This window comes from Algorimicrobium echini (genome assembly GCF_900115185.1).
Lineage (GTDB): Bacteria > Bacteroidota > Bacteroidia > Flavobacteriales > Flavobacteriaceae > Algorimicrobium > Algorimicrobium echini.
In genome coordinates, this window is record NZ_FOVN01000001.1 from 909,655 (window position 1) to 928,865 (window position 19,211).

Consider the following 19,211-nt stretch of genomic DNA (forward strand, 5'->3'; position numbering starts at 1 on the left):
TATTTTTGCAAAGTGGAATCTTTTTTCCTTGTTTCTAAAGGTTTCGCAAATGTGTTTTAAAGGGCTTGCTGTTGAGTTTTTGCTGCGCTTTATTTACTACTTTTTTAAACTTACTTTTTTTTAAAAACTCTAACAGTATGTTTTTCGTAATATCTGGATGATCCAGAATTATGTCTTGAATCTCTCGATTTCCATCTGCTAACACTTGAGAAACAAGTAGCTCCGTTAAACCTAAACTATATAATTCTAACCTATAATTTTCCGATTTGGTGTTTATTACACCTGGTTTATCTAAAATCCGTAAGTCCTTAAAAGGAGGTAGCTCCATCATACAAGACTCTAATTTATCTACAATTGTTTTTCTAGATTTTGTTGAGAAGGATAAATATGGCTGCTCCCAGATTGGATGCACCTCAAGTTCATTTGATTTTGGATTAAATAGTTCTAAATAGTTTAGTACTTCTAATTTATACGCACCTTCTAGGTTTAATTCTGGTCGCCAGGAGAGATCTATAAATTTTAATAGACCACGGTTGTGTAGATGTAATAAACTAGAACCATCAAAATAGGCTTCGTTACCTACTAACGGATCTATTTCGTAAAATTGATTATAGGTAACCTGCCAACCTGCAGATATTCTTAATGGTTGTAATTTCATGGATAAGTGATTCTGATTTTTTTAGGTTAATCCAACTTATCCGTTAATTTTTTAAAAACCGCTTTGGGTTCTTTTCCTTCGTATAAAACAGCATAAACGGCATCTATAATTGGTGTTTTAGTTTTGCGTTTATTTTTTTCGTTAAGTAAATGTGCACTTTTGGTAGCGTAATAACCTTCGGCAACCATATTCATTTCCATTTGTGCCGATTTTACTGTGTAACCTTTCCCAATCATATTCCCAAACATTCTATTTCTAGAAAACACCGAATAACCCGTTACCAATAAATCACCTAAATAAGCCGAGTTATTAATGTTTCGCTTCATTTTATGCATTTTCTTTATAAAACGCTTCATTTCACGAATAGCATTACTCATTAACACACTCTGAAAATTATCGCCGTAACCTAAACCATGCGCAATTCCTGCCGCAATAGCATAAATATTTTTCAACATAACGGCATATTCCGTACCAATAACATCGTCGCTAATTTTCGTTTTTATATAATCGCTTGCTAAATCTTTGGCAATTAACTTGGCTTTACTGGCATCTGCACACGAAATGGTTAAGTAAGATAAACGTTCTAAAGCCACTTCTTCAGCATGGCAAGGGCCAGCAATAACGGCAATGTTCTCAAAAGGAATTTTATAGATATCATGAAAATGTTCACCAACTAGTAAACCAGATTCAGGAATAATACCTTTTACAGCCGAAACAATGGTTTTATTCGTTACGTTGGCTGTTAGTTTTTCTAGTTCACCAAACATAAAGGCAGAAGGAATAGCAAAGATTAAAACATCGGCATAATTAGCCATGTCATTAATGTCATTACTTAATTTTAACTGGTCTATTTTAAACTCTACAGAACTCAAATAACTAGGATTATGGTGTTCCTTAAGCAAATGCTCCTTGGTATAAATACTGCGCATATACCAACCTACTTCGTCTAAATTTTCAGAAAGCATTTTTACAATAGCAGTTGCCCAACTTCCCGATCCAAAAACAGCGTATTTTAAAGGTTTACTCATAATTTGTATGGTATTTAGAAGTTCAAAAATACATAAAATATTACGCTTTATCGATATGTAAAGTCTCTGGTTTTTTCATTTTGGCACGTGTTTTGAAAACCTTGTAATAATAACTTTAAAATAATGGCCTGATTAAAGGAGCATGCTAAAAGTTTTTTGTCACTCAAATGAATGATTAATAGCGAACAGCATGTGTCTATTTATTAATTAAAAAAAGAACACATGAAAACAATAAAACTACTCTTCGCATTTGCAGTATCTGCAACACTTTTTACGGCCTGTTATACCGATGAAATTATTGTGGATAATTATACTCCAAGCCCAGCGCCTTCTATTTCTTTAAATCAATTATTAAATAGATATGAGCTCTGGTATGTAGATATTAATGAAACTACTGGTTATAACGAAACACCATTTTTACAAATTGCTTTTACCATATCATTCAGAAATGGCAATTTATTTGCTAATAATAATTTGGTTGGATTTGGTGATCAAGGTAATGGTTTTGGTATTCAAACAGGAACCTATGATGCTTACAATAATATTTTAGATGTTTATCATGTTATTGATGGTTATCAAACCTTTGATGTGTACCAAATAGATAGTAATACCATTGAATTGTATAACCCAAATAACGATACATCCTACTTTTTGGATGGTTACCAACGTAGCAATTTTGATTATGATTATGTGTTTTATGATAATATTCATTATTTCCTTCAGGAATATGAAGCATGGGAGAAAACATATACCAGTCCAACAGGTGCGCCAAACGAGTTTGATTATGAAAACTATTTACAGTTTTTAGCTGGTGGAAATGATTCTGAATTTAGAAGCTCACAGGATGTAAATGTGTACAATCCAGATAACATTTATTGGGACTACACTGGACTTTACAATGTTAGAAATATACAAGGAAACCGTTATTTAAAAACCGTAACATTGGATTATGATTATTTTTCTGATGAGTTTTTTGAACTCCGCGTTTTAAATGATGCAACCATAGAATTTTATCAGCCAACATCTGGAACGGTTTATGAATTTACAGGACGTGGTTACATCCAGTTTTTGAAGAATGCAGAAGGCAAACAAACAGAGCAACGTAAAAAACGAAAGTTTAAAGCTGAAAAACAAGATAATCCTCGCGAACCTACACGAGAAAACGCCTAGAAAATTTAATTAGTCTATAATTTTGAGGGAACTGCCTGATGAGAAATCATTTGGTGGTTCTTTTTTGTATTAAAAAATTCAAAATAAGTAGGCATAGCAGTAATAATTTTGTAATTTATGATTTCAAGAAATCGACTATTAACATTAAAAACAAGTAAACAATTATGGGATTATTTTCATTTATTAAAAATGCAGGTGCAAAAGTATTTGGTATCGGGAAAACCGAAGCAGAAGAAGCAGCCGAAGCAAAAGCCGATGCAGCAGCAGCCAAGCTAAAACGTGAGTCCGCAGCAGCAAGCCGAATGGAAGAAACGGTTTCCGATTTAAAACTGGAAGCTAAAAACTTACAAATAAAAATTGATGGTGATACCGCAACCATAACGGGAATGGCTTACGATCAAGCAACCCGTGAAAAAATTATATTAGTAGTAGGAAACTCCAACGGGATTGCTGTAGTTGACGACCAAATGACAGTTGAACATACTGAACCAGAAGCCCAATTTCATACCGTAGTTAGTGGTGATACATTAGGGAAAATAGCAAAGAAATTCTATGGGAATGCTATGAAATATCCAGTTATTTTTGAAGCCAACAAACCCATGTTAACTGACCCTGATAAAATTTATCCAGGTCAAGTATTGCGTATTCCTGCAGTGGATAAAGCATAAAAAATATAGATGCAAAATAAAAAAGCCAACTACCAGTTGGTTTTTTTTGTAAAAATAATGGTATTTATTTTGTTCTTAATTTGATTAAATCACTTTCAGATAAAAACGTTCTGACTAAAGTATAAAGATTTTGATTTGTATTACTGGTATCTTTTATTTTCATGTCTATTTTATAATCCATGTATGGTTCAGTAGGCACAAATTCTATCAAACTATCTTTAGAACTTAAATTCCATTCAGTAGATTTTAGTAAAAATATAACATTACAGCCTTTCGCCTCAATGACATTTTCACTTGTAGTATTAAAATTCACTATGGAATTCGATGTTTTGGAAGCTCTTTGCCATGTAACTTTTATCATCTCGTTTTCATATTCATGGATCGTTTCGTTTGGAAAAAATAAACCAATGGATAGAAGTGCCATTAAAACAAAATTCCATGCAGCATGAAATATAATCGATTTCAATAAATTGAAGTTAATACAAATCCAAATAGAGAAGAAAGTAAAGGCAAACCTGAAAAGAAATCCTTGTAAGGATGAAATGGTAAAAAATTGTTCCAAATCTAAATGAAAAAGAGAAAACAATAATGCATTTCCAACATACAAACTGATTACTAATGTGTTTGGTTTTCTATAAAAGCTTACTATTAATAATGCTATATATATTATCATTAATGTTTTGAGTAATAAACTTTCAGAAAGTAGTAGAAAAACAAATAAACCAATAATAGAAATTATTCTTATACTTTTAGATTTATTAAAACCTCCTCTAAAACTTAATTCTTCTGTAATAGGTGCAACAAATATGGCAATACATAAAAACAAAAAGTATGGAACTTTAAAGTATTCACTTCCTGTAAAGTAGTCATGAGATGAAGGGGACACTAATAGATATAAGGAGGTCATTAACCCAAGAGCAAGAATAACAACACCTAGGGTCAACAACCAGTTATATTTATATTTTAATATTAACTTATTCAGAAAATAAAATTTTAATTTTTAACACAGCTTAAGGAACAATCATCTCCGCCCCACCATGAAGAAGATGCCTGCATATTTGTCGGAGTTCCATTCGCTGCCAAACATGCTTGCATTTGAGCGAGACAAGCTTGCGTCATATCCATTGTTGGTCCAGAAGTAACTATATCAACAACAACCGCTACAACTTCAAGTAAAACTGTAGCACAACGCCAACAAAATTTAGCGTCTCCTTGCAAATTTGTGAAACCCATATCTACTCCTTGACTGAAACGTGAAATTTTGTTATCAATGCTATTAATACGATATTCTACTCCGTCATTTGTTTATATAGAATTATTACTACCTTTATATAGGTTATTGATTTCTGTGGGATTACTTTTTGAATGATTATATGAATTTTCCGTAATTGGATTGTTATCATTCGAACAACTAATTAGGGTTAAAGACATAACAGCAATAGTAAGAGCGAATTTAATTTTTACTTGTTTTATTTGTTTTTGATTTTAGGTTAAGTATTAGACTTGGGTTTTTTGTTATAAATAAAACAAATAAAACAAATAAAACAAAATTGGAATCAAGCAGTTCAACGAAATTAACATTTCCTAGCATTATAATGTTTTTTATTGACTTGATGTACCTGAATCTTCTAAAAAACATTCACTATCAAATTTCATTCGAAGCCAACCAGTGTCTTTATAAACCGTATGACTTTTTTATTACCTAATCTCTTCTTCTTCAGGCAATTTTATGCTATTTATAAAAGTAACTAATTCAGCTTTCGAATGGTCATGAACCATATTCATGTTAATAGAAAATTCTTTATGCTTGGTTTTTAACACATAATCTCCAAATATTTTCTTGACTTGAATAATATCTTGTAGCAGAATTTTCTTTCCAAAAAGCGAATTATTTTTGATGAAACTATCAGTTATTGTTAAATATTGATTTTTAAATTCCCAAACGTATATACCCAAATATATTACGCCAATAATAATGTAAAAGTAGTTTGACCAACGAGAATATTCTGCTGCCCAACTAGTCAAAATACCCAGTATAATCCAAACCAATCCGATAATTAAATTAACATAGAGTCTTCTATTCTTGTATTTTATAATTAGGTTATTCATTTAGAAAAATAGTGGTCTTGCATGTGGCTCCTAGTCAGTAAACGTTTCTTAACTCTAAATTAATCAATTATTTCACAATCTCCTTTATAATTCTGCCTAAAGCTCCTTTTGTTCCGTCCGTTACAGTTTTGTCAGCAGAAGGAAAGTCCCAATATGAATTTCCCATATGAGTATTGTGTTTTGTATGCAATAATAGATGTCCATTTGCATCATAATATTGCATTTCTACCTCTGTATCTTCACTTACGCCTATTGGAATAAACATACTACTATATTTGACATTCAAAAATTTGAGTTGTGTCAGTATCATTCCGTCTAACTGATTATCAGTACAAATACTCTTAATTTTAGTCTCATTTATACTTTCAAACCCATCATAGTTTTCGATAATTATTTTGTTAGATTTTATGTTTTGCGTTGCAAGTTGGTTTGTCATAGTACTGTCGTAAATTTTTGTGCTTCCTTTGACTATTTTTTCCATTATATCTTCGTTCGCAACTTGACTAAATCCAATTTTGGTTGGTTTATTCAAATTAATTTCCGCTTTGTAAAGTGTTTTCGTTCCCATTGCACCACAGCTTGTCAGTGCAATTGCTAAAATTAATAAGATGAATTTTGATGTGTTCTTCATAGGTTTCTTTAACATCCTTATAGCATGTTATATTTTTAATTCGTAGTACTCTTTTTCAGAAATTTCAATGGTGTTTAAAAATGTGTCAAATTCAATCAAGGAATTTTCATCAATCAAATTTGTATGAATATTGAATTTTCGGTTTTCGGTTTTGACAGTATAACCACCAGCAAATTTTTCGATAGCCGTAATATCTTTGAGTCTGATTTTTTTTCCAAAAAAGCCATTTATTTTAATACATTCATCTGATATAAATAGGTATTGCCAAAACAAATCATAGAAAAATTGGGTAAGATATAATAAACCTGCAAGCAGGTAACCGAAATTATACCAACGGATCGTATTACTTTCCCATAAAACAAAAACACCCAATGTTGTCCAGAAAAGAGCTAAAATCAAGTTAATATACAGTCTTTTTTTAGTGTATTTAATAATGATATCTGCCATTTTGGAACTATTAAATTAGTCTTTCTTTCGGTTGTCAATAACCATAATTGGTTTCCTGCTCATGGCAGGAAACTGTAATTTTTGAATGACTTTTCTATCGTGAAATTCAATTTTAGGAGCCACGCGTAACTTGGCTCTAAAGTGGTCCTTAATACTTAATAGCAGTTTTTCTGTAGGTGTATCTGTAGCTATCTTAATACAAATTTCATCGGTACCAATACTGTTGTTTGAAATTTCAATAACATAACTATGTACAGCATTAAAATCGTTTAAAATATTATCCATAGCTGGCGGATACAAAGTAGTGCCTTTATACTTAATCATTTGTTTTTTGCGCCCAACAACAGGGCCTAATCGCATGGTTGTTCTGCCACAAGTACAGGCATCATGATGTGCTTGAACCATATCGCCTGTTTTAAACCGTAAAAGTGGCATACCCTCTATTCCTAGAGTGGTAATGGTTAATTCGCCAACTTCTCCAGCGATAACTGGATTTTCAGAATCGTCTAATATTTCAGCGATAATTAATTCTGGATGATGATGACCACCTTGTTGTGCTTCACATTCGTTAAAAGCCGTATTCATTTCTGTTGAAGCATAGGTTGAATAGAGTTGGATATTCCATTCATCCGTTATTTTTTCAGATAGTGCATTTGGTGTGAAATCTTGATTTCGAAGCGGTTCTCCAATACAAATGGCACCTTTTACACCCGATTTATTGATGTCAATATCATGCTGCTTGGCATATTCAATCAGTTTTAATAAAAACGACGGTACGACAATTAAATAGGTTGGATTAAATTTTAAAATCGAATCCCATTGTAATTCTGGGATTCCTGCACCAACGCGAATCATACCAGCTCCTAATTTTCTGGACCCTAAAAAGTAGGCCAATCCAGCCATAAAGCGTCTGTCCATGGTGGTCATGAGTTGCATGACATCATTTTCAGTAACACCAGAACAGGCAAAAGATAACGCTTCATTATAAGCTAAACGCTCTAAATCTTTTTCGGTTAAGGCAAAGGTTACCGGGTCGCCTAAAGTTCCAGATGTGGTAACATAATCAATAACTTGATTTTTAGGAACACATAAAAATTCATCGTTATATGCTTGCAACTGGTCTTTGGATGTGGTTGGTATTTTTGTTAAATCTTCCAAGGTTTTTATCGAAGAAATAGCAATGTTATGCTTTTTAAAAACCTGCTGATAATAGCTTGAGTTTTCTTGTAAATACACTAATAATTCAGCCAACTTTTCTTCTTGAAAAATTTTAATTTCTGCTTTAGTAGCTTGTTCTATTTTAGGAATCATAATGTTTTTTGGAGGTTTGAGTCTGCAACTCTAGGTAATTTAGCAATTCTAAGCATTGTATCTATGTTTCTTCATAATTGTCTCACAGTCTTTTATTCTACCTTCTTTTATTTGTTGCAATCCAAGTTTAATTTCAGACTGTTGCTCTAACGGCAGTTCATCCCAAATATCTATTTTTTATGCTTGAATATCCATGACACTTTATAGTGTATTCAAAAATAAGGATTCTATTTTATTTCAATTTGTTTTTAATCTTTTTAATGTACCAATCTATATGTTGTTGGTCTGGAACAGTGGTAATTTCTTTGGTTTGCGCTTTTTGAAAAGCCTGTAAAGCTGCTGTGTAATAGTGCTTTTTATAGTAATAGGTTCCCACTAAATAATAGGCTTCCCAAAAGTTTGGATTTACGGCAATTAGTTCGTCTAGAACGTTTGGTTCTACATGATTGTCTGTTGAAATAGCTTTGGAAATCTCCCGACTTAAAACCCGATATGTTTCATAATCTAAATACGCTTGCGTGAATTGAAACGGATCGGCTTCTATTGTTAATTCATTATTATGGAATGATTTGGCAGCAGTTTCTGATGGTTCGTTTTTGAAAATCGTATTCAAATTATAGGCTACAAATTCGCCTAGTTGGTACGGATTAGCGGATATCCAAACCAAACCTTGTTCAGGTTTAAAAACCACACCATGATGGGCTAATAATTGGTTTAAGGCTTTTTCGTTTCCATAGCCTATGGCTTTATTTTTTAATCCTTCTGTGTTTCTTAAAATAGATACCGCTTTTTCAACCGTTAGTTTGGGCGTTTCTGAAAGTAATTCTTCCATACGTTCAAAACGATATTGCGAGTGACTTTCGGCAATTTGTTTCAAGTTATTTTCATCGGTAGCGTAGGCATCACTTTGAAAATGATTAGAACAAATTAATTGATTGGAATTTTCAACATTATAAACCCCAAAATTGTTTGGCGAGACTTCAATAGTAACGGCACGATTATCCTTGGCACTTCCTATAAATATAGATTCCGAAACAAAAACTTGGCGTTTTTTAGCAATAGCAACAGCCTCATCAATTGTGCTGGCATATTGTAATATTTCACGAGTTAAAATAGAAATTGGTGTTTTGGCTATTAACGGAATATCTGATTTTCCAGCATTAATTGTTACGGTCAACCCTTGGTCGTTCATACCTGAAACCACACCCATCATGCCAGCCCAAGTAACAGACATAAAATTATAACCGTTTGTAGGTTTTATAAAGGCAATGATTTTATTTTTGGCGAAATCGTCACCTGCATAAAAATCGAAATTTCTACCAATAATCAAGCTGCCATCTTCGGTTTTATCTCCCCAAGCGGCAAAAGATGAACAACCAACAAGTGCCAAATCCTGTAAGGCGTGACCAATATCGTGGGCACTATGAAAATAGAGTAATCGTAGATAATCATCAGCCACATAATCATAAGTGTCTCCTGCATATTTTGAAACCCCTAATATTTCACTTTTATACTCTTCAGGGACGTGCAAGTACATTTTCCGGTTGTACCACGCCAATACTTTACGTAATAGATATTGTTTGGTTTTAGATGGAACGAGTTCTTCTACTTTTCCTAAAAAGGCCGTTTCCTGTTTTGCCATTAACTCTTGACTTAAACTGCCTGTATGCAAACCAATTTGATACGGATCGCCAGCAACATATAATTCCCATTGGGCATATTTATTTTTGGTTAGCAGACCATTCTCAGTGGTAAATGTGGAATCGGAAATCTGGTTGCGTGCAGGAATACTTTGGTTATAGCTGGATACATCTGGAATATCATGAAGCGATTTTTTTACACCACACGATGTAATAAGCAGCGTAAATACGAGTATGTTCCAATAGGTTTTCAGCATTAATTTTCAGTTTGATTGGCAGCAATAATTTTTTCTAATAAATAGTCCTGACCCAATAATTCGGAACAGGTAACCACAGCGCCAATAGTAACGCCTAAAATACCGTGCATATTTAAACTTTGACCTGTAAATAGCAGATTGTCTATTTTTGTTTTCGGAGAAATAAAAGATTGCATGGATTTATTAACATCTTTAGTATATCCATACATGGAACCACGATTTGTGCCAATATAATCCCGATAAGAAAGTGGTGATGAGGTATAATACTCCTGAATACAATCGCGAATATCTGGGAATTTTTTCTCTAACTCATCAATAATTATTTCTGCTTTTTCTTTTTTGAAAGCTTCGTAAGTTTGACCACGTTCATTTTTATGAGCAACTGTATTGAAGGTGTTAGCCCAAGGTTCCACTTCCTCATAACGCATATAGGTCATAATCGTTATATTATCGCCATATATGTTGTTATCTTTTTTAATTCCCATGGACATCATATAACTTTCTGGCCAACTTTCCTGCGAGTAATGTTGTGCATTCCAAACAGCATCTTGGGTCTTAAAATGGTAGTAATTTTTATTGATGTATTTAAAACAATTTGGTTTTAAAACAATATAAAGGCTAAAAGCAGCAATGGTACTTTCAATACCATCAATCCTGTTGGAGTAGGATTTTCTGAAGTGCTCTTTGCCAACTAGATTTAAGGTAACTTTAGGTTCAATATTGGAAATAAAGGTGCTGCCATCAATCCGATTTCCATTGGTACAGACAGCTGCTTTTATTAAACCATCTTCACAAATTAAATTTTCAACCTCATGATGTTTGTAAATGGCACCACCATGTTTTTTTAATTGTCTTATAAGTAATTTGGTTATTTGACTTCCACCATTTATACATCTGTAGGCGCTTTGTATATAAGAATTTACAGAAAGAGAATGTACATAAAACGGCGTTTTATAACCATCGCCAGCATATAAAAAATTGGATCCTGCCAGAACAGCTTGTAAGCGTTTGTTAGTCGTTATAGATTCTAAAAACGACCTAATTTGAAGCTTAAAAACACCATCTGCATAAGGTTTTCCAGATTCTAATTTGTATAGTGGAAATTTATTGCAGGTTTCTTGAATTTGTTTGCAATAGGTGTTTATAGCTGCTGCTTCTTCTGGGAAATAGGTGATTAATTGTGCTTTAAATTCATCAAAACCTTGAGCGTATGGATAGGTAATTTCATCATCATCAAAACTAATGACATCAAACGCATCTTCATCCATTTTTTTAAGTGACAAACCATCCATAATACCCAAATAATTGAAATACTGGTAAAGATTTTCGCCTTTATTTAAACTACCAATATAATGGACACCAGTATCAAAAATAGATTTGTTTCTAGCGAAAGTTTGTAAGTTCCCACCAAATTGTTGGTTCTTTTCTAAAACGCAAACACTATAACCTTCTTTTGCCATAATAATAGCTGAAACCAGACCGCCTAATCCGCTGCCTACAATAACAATATCATAATGTGATTTTGGTTTCAAATTAGTGTTTGGTTAAAATTATTAATTTCGGTGTTTGGTGACTTATAAGATAGTTTTGTTTCTCAAATAGTGCTATATCACATGTTGTACTTTCTAGAAGCAATATAATGCGAGAAGCATTTTTTAAGCTTAATGTTTCCAATTCTGTATGTGTTAACGTTACAGCGTTAATAATAATTGTAGTTGTTAAATTTTCAATTGCTTGATGTAAAGAGTCAACTACATGAATTTTATAATGATTATTTGCGATAAAACTATTTTTTACCAATTGTCGGGAAGCTGAATTTTCTATAAAACTCGTAATAGTTCTACTCGGACCATGAACAGCAAGTAAAAAATCTAATTGCCCATACGCGTTAGAAATGTGAGTAATCTGTTCATTATCATCCACCGTATCTAATATAACTTTGTAGGTGTCTTGATGTGAATTTAAATCTGCTTTAATGCTTTGATACCTGTCGTGGCCCTTATACCTGAATTCTTCTAACACCATATTGTGGAAATAGCTGGCGTTTTCATTTTGGTTTCTAAATTTCTTGAATTCGGATTTAAAATGAGTACTGATATTTTTTGTACGATTACGATCCGTAGTACCAAAGGCTTTATTTTTAAACGGAATGCGTTCTAATATTTTAACGGATAAGTGGCCACGTTTAATAACAAAATTCCCTTTTGGTAATATTTCAGAGTTCCCATGAATTATAACTGGAACAATATCCAATTTAAATTGATGGGCTAAATAAAATGCACCTTTATGAAAGCGTTTCATTTTGTGTGTATACGACCGTGTTCCTTCAGGAAAAGCCATGAGCGAATAACCTTGATCTACTTTTTTCTGCAAATGGGATACACCATTCTCAATACCACTAGAAACTGGATAAAATCCAGCTAACTTAACGGCTTTACCAAAAAAAGGCGAGTTATAAACCCAATCATTTACTAAAAATATAATTTTCGGGTTTAGCATGCCAATTGCTAAAATGTCTAAAAAAGAGGTATGATTGGCAATGATAACAGCTTGTTTTTTAAAGCTTTCATTTGTTGGATTTATTACTTGGGTTTTAAAAAACGGATAGGAATCTAAAACAGATTTCATGAACTTGGACATCACGCGGTGAAACCAACCCATTTTTTTCTTCATACTGATTGGGACTATTTTTGAAACAAAAACGCCAAAAAGTGATAAAATTAAACCGCCAAGACCATAGTAAGTAAATGATATAGATGAAAAAATAAACAATAAAACAGGAGCTGGTCTGCTGGTTTTACTGCCAATAAAGAATTTAAAAAATATAGGCTGCAAAACAAATGATACACATAAAGCAGAAAAAATACCAATAATAGATACCAAGGAAATACTAAACAAAGCAGGATGTTTTGCAAATACGAGAACACCAACCCCTAAAATAGTGGTTATTACAGATAAAATTATGGATGTTTTATGCGTTGGTAAAACCCGCTCACCTGTTTTTAACTCATGTAATAAACCGTTGGTTATAAAAATGCTATAATCAATACCTAAACCAAATATAAACGTGGATATTATGATATTAAAAATGTTAAATTCTATTCCTGTTAAACCCATTACACCAATGGTTAATAACCAGGTTAATGCAATGGGTAAAGCGGTTACTATTGTTAGCGATACACTTCTATAAAATAGTAATAGTAAGAGTAAAACAATCACTAATGAATAACCAACCAAACGATTAAAGTCATTTTTTAAACCACCTAAAAAGGTTTCGTTCATTTGTTTTCTATCTATAACCAATGTTTGTGGTTGGCGCTGAAAAGTTTTTATAAAAGTATCGGTTTGTTTGTCCTCTAATTTGACTAATGAAGTGACTGTATAAAAATCATCAGTTTCACTAACATAATCATCAATAGAAACCGTTTTTAACGCTTTAAAATCATCTAGATTTAAGATGTTGAAATCAGCCTCCATCAAACTATAGAATTTCTGGAAAGTACTTGGTTTAAAGCCAAGCGTTTCACCATTAGAAATTAATTCTTGTTTAGTAAAAGCTACTGTTTCCGGTTGCCAGAAATTCTGCCAAGCTTCAATATGTTTTTTTTGTTGTTCTTGGCTTTGAACTAAAGCACCAATGGAACTAAAATTGATAATCTGATTCTCTTTTTTAAGCTGTTGCAATTTTGAAAAAACCACATCATTGGCTGTAATAGCTTCTTTATAATTAGAGCCAAAAGCTGCTAAATAAACAGATTTAGATTGGATATTAGTTAAAGCATCCAAGCGTTGTTGCGCTTGTAATAATTCCTTTGGTTCATAATTAAGTTGCGAAATATCATTATTAAATCCTGCTTTGTTATAAGTAAACATGCTTAATACAAATAGGGCAACTAAACCGCCAATAAGCCATTTATTTTTATGGAATGGATAGAGGGCAATTGTATCTAAAATTGTTTTCTTTTGAAGGGGTTTTTTGCCTATTCCATACACTTGCGGAATAAAAATTAATGAGAATATAGAAGCTCCTAATACGCTAATAGCTGCAAAAATTCCTAAATCTTGAAGGGCTTGCGATTTTAAGAAGAGCAGACATAAAAATGCCAAAGCAGTTGTTAAACTACTCATTAAAATGGGTTTAGTAATTTCCTGATATAGTTCTTTTATGTTATTGTTATTCCTAATATGGGTTAAAATATGAAGGGCGTAATCTAGGGTAATACCTAATAAAACAGATCCAATTCCCAATGAAATAGCTGATATATTCGTACGAATTATAAACAACATGGCAACTGCCAGCAATGCACCAAAAGCAGTAGGTATAAATAGAATTATTGGAATTGAAATCTTTCTATAAAACCCTATTAGTAGTATTAGTAAAACGCTCATGGCAATACCCACTGTAATTTGAATATCGCGTTTTATTTGTTTGGCATTGGCAACTGCAATTAAAGCACCGCCAAAATACTCACTGTTTACAGTGTTTTCGAATTCGCTGTTTAAATTATCACGAAGCTTGTAGAGCTGTTCGGCAAAAAGGGCATTTTCAGATGTTTCACTGGACTTGTGTTTTGGTGTAATAAATAATAATAAATGCTGTTTATCTTTGCTTAACAAAAAACCGTTTTCTAAAATAAACGCATCACCAAAACTTAATTGCTGTAATTTTTTTAAAGCTACAAAGGACAAACCTAAAGGATCGCGTAGAATGGTTTCTTTTGCCACAAAACCTGAAGGCGAAATTAATGTTTTATAGTGCGCATTAGTAATAGCTTGTAGGCTGTCTGTATCTAACTTGCTTTTTATTGTTTGGTAATCTTTAGCTTCTAGAAAAAGTGGTAAATTCTGGTAAACAAAATCCAAAGTGTTTTGAATTGTTTCATCTGGAACTTGACCTTGAATTTTTGTGAAATAGGGATGAGAATGCCTTTCTAAACTGTCAATAAATTGTGAGGCATACTGGGTTAAGTCTTGAACGGAAGCGCCAGATTCACGAGTGATATTGACAATGATTTTATCAGCAAAATTAACCGTTTTTAAAACCTTTTGGGCATTTTTGTTTTCGTTACTTGTAGGAATAAGTTTGGTAATGTCTTCTTCAAACGTAATATTACTTGCTAAAAAAACAAGTCCAGTAATCATGATTAATAAGCCCAGAAAACTGATTAATTTTCTAGAAGCTATCCATAGGTATATGTAATAAAAAAAGTTAATCATGTTGTAAAACCGTTTTCTTCTTTTTTATGATGCTGAAGAAAAAATAGGCAGCAAAACCAAACACAATAGCACCAAGCGTTGCTAGTGTAAAACTTCCTACAATATACGTTTTAAGATGCTTTAAAACCTCAAAATTATCTAACAAATCTGTTATAGAATAAGAAATAGACTCTTGTAAAATTACTTGTCCTAACTCTAGGCTTGCATAAATTATAAAGGGAATAAAAGGTGGTAGGCTGACATTGGAAAATGCAAAAGCTATGGTTTTATTCAGCCTAAAAAATACAGCAAGTGTTAACACAATTAGTGTATGAAATCCCCACAGTGGCGAATAACCGATAAAAACTCCTAAAGCAACAGATAGCGCTTTCTTTTTTGGAGAATCGTTACTACCTAGAAAATCTTCAACAAAGAATCGTTTTAACCCTTTTTTTTTAATATTTCGGAATAGCTGTCTTGGTTTGTAATAAATAAGTGTTAGAAAAACCAACCAAGTATTTAGGATACTAATACGTGTAAAATCTTGAAAGGGACGAAAGTGTGATACACGTTCCGTTTCATCATAAAGTACTTGTATGGGTATGTTTTTAACCTCTGTATCTTTCCAAGCAGATTTGACAATGACTTCAATTTCAAATTCAAATTTAGAGGTAAAAAACTTCAGATTTTTGATAATGTTTAAAGGGTACAGCCTGAAACCAGATTGGGTATCCTTTAATTTAATGCCAGTTTCAAACCAGAACCAAAAGTTAGAAAATGTATTCCCAAAACTACTTTTTCCAGGTACACCTTCCTGTTTCATGTTTCTAGAACCAATAATTAACACGTTCTTGGTATCGTGTTTTTCAAGTTCTGAAATGAAATTTGGAATATCACTCGGGAAATGTTGACCATCTGAATCAACCGTTATAGCAAATTCATAGTTTAATGCAATAGCGGCCTTAAATCCCGTTCGTAATGCAATTCCTTTTCCTTTGTTTTTTGGAAAATGGATTTGTTGAATTTTAGGATAATCTTTTAGAATGTCAGCAGTGGAATCAGTTGACCCATCATTAACAATAATGATATTGTGTGTATATGCTAGAACACCATCAACGACACGTTTTAAAGTCCGCTGATTGTTGTACGTTGGAATTAAGATACAAACGTTTAAATCGGTAATTTTTTCTGTAATACTCTGGTTTTGCACGTACTAAAAGCCTTTTGGTGTTAGTGACTGAAAAATACTGATTTTTAATGGATTATGATAATTTAGTCAGTAGGAACTAAAATTTTTGCCCAGGTTTTTTGCTTTGTTCTTTCAGTAGTTCCGTATAATGTTTAAACGCATTTAAAATAGATTCGGCATGATCGTGACCATCAACACTTAATACCAGTTTTATTTTATCCCACTTATTTTTCTTTTCATACTTTAAAAAAGGGACAAAAATATTTAGATATGCTTGATCCTTATTTCTTTTATCAATGTTTTTATAAGCATAAACATTTTCAAAGTCATATAGCATGGAATTTATAGCTTTGGTACCCTTTTTATTCATAACGGATAATCTTAAATAGTCTCCTTCAAAAGCAGCTTTGTATCCCTTTTTTAAATGACTGTTGTGTTCGTAACAATATTTTTCAATGTTTTCTATTAAAAAAGCTTTTGTTTCTGTCAATGAAATACCGCTAGAATTGCTTGGTGCAACGGAATGAAAGGTTTCTACATGACCATTTTGGAAGGTGATTTTTAAAACATCAGATTTTTTTATATGATAGGATGGTCCTGTGAGGTTATCAGATTTTTTATAAGAAATTGTCTCAATATGAATTTCCTCTACTTTAGAAGAAATCTCTTCGTTATTTGTTGTTAAAATAATGTCTTGTGCAGACATTGAAAAGGTAAAAAAGAAAAGTAATAAATAAGTAATTTTCCTCATATTTAGTTTAGTTATTTGGCTGTTATGGTTTGTTTTTCCTCATCTGTAAACACAGTAGATTGTAAAATAAAATCTTTAATATGGTTCTTTAAGTTACTAGAGGTTATATATTGGTATTGTTTTAAAATAAACTGCTTGTCCACTTCAATGGCATCTTTATACTTTAAAATTTTGGGTGTATTTTCTTGAATGCCTAATCTTATAAAACGAGGTTCTATTGTATTGGGTTCGGTTTCAATAGCATATTCAATTAAGCTCACACCTTCAATAAAACCATCTTTTTTATCTTTGAGTGTTTTAGCGTTTCTAGCTTTTAAGGCAATAGCAGCACCTTTATAGGCTATTAAAGCTGCTGAATCTGTTTTAGAAACGCTTTGCATGGTTTTAAAAAATGCATCCACGAGTTCTTGGTTTTGAGCGGCTTTTTTATACGCTTCACGCACCGTTTTCAGCTCTAACGTTTGTACGTTAGTAACCAGTAGCAGACAGCCTATAAGTAAATATTTCATAATTGATGTTTAAATTACTTTGTATGCAGTAGTCAATTTTAATGCCACAGTATCATTGAATTTGGTTGTATTTTTAACACGAAAGCCTGTTTCTGTTTCATCAATATCCAATGTTAATTCCAAATCTGGTGTTTTTTCTGGATTAATAATCGCCATAAATTTCACGTTGCTTGCTGCTTCCATAAAGAGTTTTTTGGAAAGGATTTCTTCTGTAAGCTCTTTGATAATTTGCATCATACAAACACCAGGTGTTACTGGATTTCCAGGAAAATGTCCTTTAAAAACATCATGGTTTTTATTAATGGTAATTTGGGCAAAAGCCTTACCATTATCGGATTCTAATTTATTTATGGTGTAAAAGTCCTTTAATAACATGACTATTTATTTTTAGTTAGATTAAATTTATAAGCAATACCAATTTGAAAAACGGCATTAAATTGGTTTTTAGTTTCATATAATTCTGAATCAAAATTATGAAATGCTTCAGAATAAACATCAATAAATCCTTGTTTATAACGAGCGTCAAAGGATAAGCCATTTTTTAATTCGAATCCCAAACCAAAAGACAGGCTAAAATCAATAAAGGTCGCATCGTTTCCATCAAAAAGGTCATCATCACTGTTTGATATATTGAAAAACGTATCATCTATATCAATATCAAAACCAGGTGTGATGGATAGATATAGGCCTTGAGCTGGAGCAAGAAAAAATTTATTAGTTGCTCCAAGTGTTATATATTCTATATAAACGGTATGGTTATCATTAGTTTTACCACCTTGATTGGAATAACCTAATTCGGGTTGTAAAGCATATAATTCAGAAAACCGCACTTGATAAAACAGACCCAAATAAAGGTTGGTTTTAGCCTCTAATTCTGAATTAGTTAAGGTGGAAATATTAGCACCTCCACGAAACCCTATTCCCTTTTCAGATTGTGAAAACGATAGATTTACAACGCAAACTAATGCAAAAAATAGGATTAGGTTTTTCATGGGTTCCTCTAAAATCCAAATTTATAATAAACGCTTAATTGAATGACTGAATTCAATTTGTTGTTTCCGTTGTAATAGTTATTATCATTTCCGTAGGTGAAATCATCATCGTAATAATTATTGTTATAAAAATCATCTCTAACATCTATAAAACCTTGCTTATAGCGTGCTTCTAAACCTAATCCCATTGGGAATTCATAACCAATACCGCCAAAAAAAGCAATGTCTATAGGAATGATATCGCCATTGGTGTTATCAGATACATTAATTTCTAAACTAGGTCCCACTAAAAAGTGTAAACCAACATCCGGAATAAAAAAGAATTTATTTGAAACTGCAGCACCTATATAATGGATGCTGACCTCGTTATTAGAATTTCTGTAAACTTCACCATCATATGGGTTAATTGTTGTAAAATTATTTTGATTAAACCCTTGATTAGAATATGATGCTTCTATTTGTAACTCATACACTTTTGGAAAATGAATATTGACAAACATGGCACCTTGAAAACCAATTCTTCGGCTGCTATGGTTAATATCCGTTACCGTTGCAGAGTTGATACCAGCTTTAAAGCCAGGGCGGACTTTTACTTGAGCAAAGCTCACTAAAGTAAAAACAAGGCAAACTAAAAATAATAATTGATTTTTCATAT

At 32.3% G+C, this 19,211-nt stretch carries 18 protein-coding genes; 2 read left to right on the forward strand and 16 right to left on the reverse strand.

The genetic code is table 11. The annotated features are described in order from the left end of the window. Positions 1-34: 34 nt before the first annotated feature. Positions 35-658, reverse strand: coding sequence for a hypothetical protein (locus BM239_RS04080; protein ID WP_092206347.1), 624 nt, complete (start codon positions 656-658; stop codon positions 35-37). A gap of 26 nt (positions 659-684) precedes the next feature. Then, entirely contained in the window at positions 685-1,686 is a 1,002-nt protein-coding gene (locus BM239_RS04085; RefSeq protein WP_092206348.1) for an NAD(P)H-dependent glycerol-3-phosphate dehydrogenase, read from the reverse strand. A gap of 222 nt (positions 1,687-1,908) precedes the next feature. Here BM239_RS04085 and BM239_RS04090 point away from each other — a divergent pair, with 222 nt between their 5' ends. Together BM239_RS04090 and lysM are read left to right on the forward strand one after the other, a co-directional pair. Next, entirely contained in the window at positions 1,909-2,856 is a 948-nt protein-coding gene (locus tag BM239_RS04090) for a nicotinic acid mononucleotide adenyltransferase (RefSeq protein WP_092206349.1), read from the forward strand. 164 nt (positions 2,857-3,020) lie between these two features. Next, on the forward strand, positions 3,021-3,524 hold the full coding sequence (gene lysM, locus BM239_RS04095) for a peptidoglycan-binding protein LysM (RefSeq protein ID WP_092206350.1): 504 nt from the start codon (positions 3,021-3,023) through the stop codon (positions 3,522-3,524). Positions 3,525-3,588: 64 nt separating this feature from the next. Here the strand turns inward: lysM and BM239_RS04100 are convergent, their stop codons facing one another. The 14 genes from BM239_RS04100 to BM239_RS04170 all read right to left on the reverse strand — a co-directional run bounded on the left by BM239_RS04100 (position 3,589) and on the right by BM239_RS04170 (position 19,209). After that, positions 3,589-4,470, reverse strand: coding sequence for a hypothetical protein (locus tag BM239_RS04100; protein WP_143094886.1), 882 nt, complete (start codon positions 4,468-4,470; stop codon positions 3,589-3,591). Between the two features lie 752 nt (positions 4,471-5,222). Next, entirely contained in the window at positions 5,223-5,633 is a 411-nt protein-coding gene (locus BM239_RS04110; RefSeq protein ID WP_092206353.1) for a hypothetical protein, read from the reverse strand. A gap of 67 nt (positions 5,634-5,700) precedes the next feature. Continuing rightward, positions 5,701-6,264 (reverse strand): hypothetical protein, encoded by a 564-nt coding sequence (locus tag BM239_RS04115; protein WP_143094887.1) that lies wholly within the window; start codon positions 6,262-6,264, stop codon positions 5,701-5,703. Positions 6,265-6,291: 27 nt separating this feature from the next. Beyond that, complete coding sequence (locus tag BM239_RS04120) at positions 6,292-6,711, reverse strand: hypothetical protein (protein ID WP_245758186.1); 420 nt, start codon at positions 6,709-6,711, stop codon at positions 6,292-6,294. A 15-nt stretch (positions 6,712-6,726) separates the two neighbouring features. Beyond that, complete coding sequence (locus BM239_RS04125; protein WP_092206355.1) at positions 6,727-8,022, reverse strand: flexirubin biosynthesis putative acyl-CoA ligase FlxY; 1,296 nt, start codon at positions 8,020-8,022, stop codon at positions 6,727-6,729. Positions 8,023-8,254: 232 nt separating this feature from the next. Beyond that, the gene (locus tag BM239_RS04130; protein ID WP_092206356.1) at positions 8,255-9,919 is read right to left on the reverse strand and encodes a C45 family autoproteolytic acyltransferase/hydrolase; all 1,665 of its coding nucleotides are present in this window, start codon (positions 9,917-9,919) and stop codon (positions 8,255-8,257) included. Then, positions 9,919-11,451, reverse strand: coding sequence for a phytoene desaturase family protein (locus BM239_RS04135; protein WP_092206357.1), 1,533 nt, complete (start codon positions 11,449-11,451; stop codon positions 9,919-9,921). The genes BM239_RS04130 and BM239_RS04135 overlap by 1 nt, the downstream gene beginning before the upstream one ends. Position 11,452: 1 nt before the next feature. After that, entirely contained in the window at positions 11,453-15,136 is a 3,684-nt protein-coding gene (locus BM239_RS04140) for a 1-acyl-sn-glycerol-3-phosphate acyltransferase (RefSeq protein ID WP_092206358.1), read from the reverse strand. Then, the gene (locus BM239_RS04145) at positions 15,129-16,325 is read right to left on the reverse strand and encodes a DUF2062 domain-containing protein (protein WP_092206359.1); all 1,197 of its coding nucleotides are present in this window, start codon (positions 16,323-16,325) and stop codon (positions 15,129-15,131) included. Before BM239_RS04145 ends, BM239_RS04140 begins: the two co-directional genes overlap by 8 nt. 76 nt (positions 16,326-16,401) lie before the next feature. Further along, positions 16,402-17,055, reverse strand: coding sequence for a hypothetical protein (locus tag BM239_RS04150; protein ID WP_143094888.1), 654 nt, complete (start codon positions 17,053-17,055; stop codon positions 16,402-16,404). Positions 17,056-17,066: 11 nt separating this feature from the next. Beyond that, complete coding sequence (locus BM239_RS04155) at positions 17,067-17,564, reverse strand: hypothetical protein (RefSeq protein ID WP_245758187.1); 498 nt, start codon at positions 17,562-17,564, stop codon at positions 17,067-17,069. Positions 17,565-17,573: 9 nt separating this feature from the next. After that, entirely contained in the window at positions 17,574-17,939 is a 366-nt protein-coding gene (locus BM239_RS04160) for an ApeI family dehydratase (protein WP_092206361.1), read from the reverse strand. Between the two features lie 2 nt (positions 17,940-17,941). After that, positions 17,942-18,556 (reverse strand): porin family protein, encoded by a 615-nt coding sequence (locus BM239_RS04165; RefSeq protein ID WP_092206362.1) that lies wholly within the window; start codon positions 18,554-18,556, stop codon positions 17,942-17,944. Positions 18,557-18,564: 8 nt separating this feature from the next. Beyond that, complete coding sequence (locus tag BM239_RS04170; protein WP_092206363.1) at positions 18,565-19,209, reverse strand: outer membrane beta-barrel protein; 645 nt, start codon at positions 19,207-19,209, stop codon at positions 18,565-18,567. Positions 19,210-19,211 lie beyond the last annotated feature (2 nt).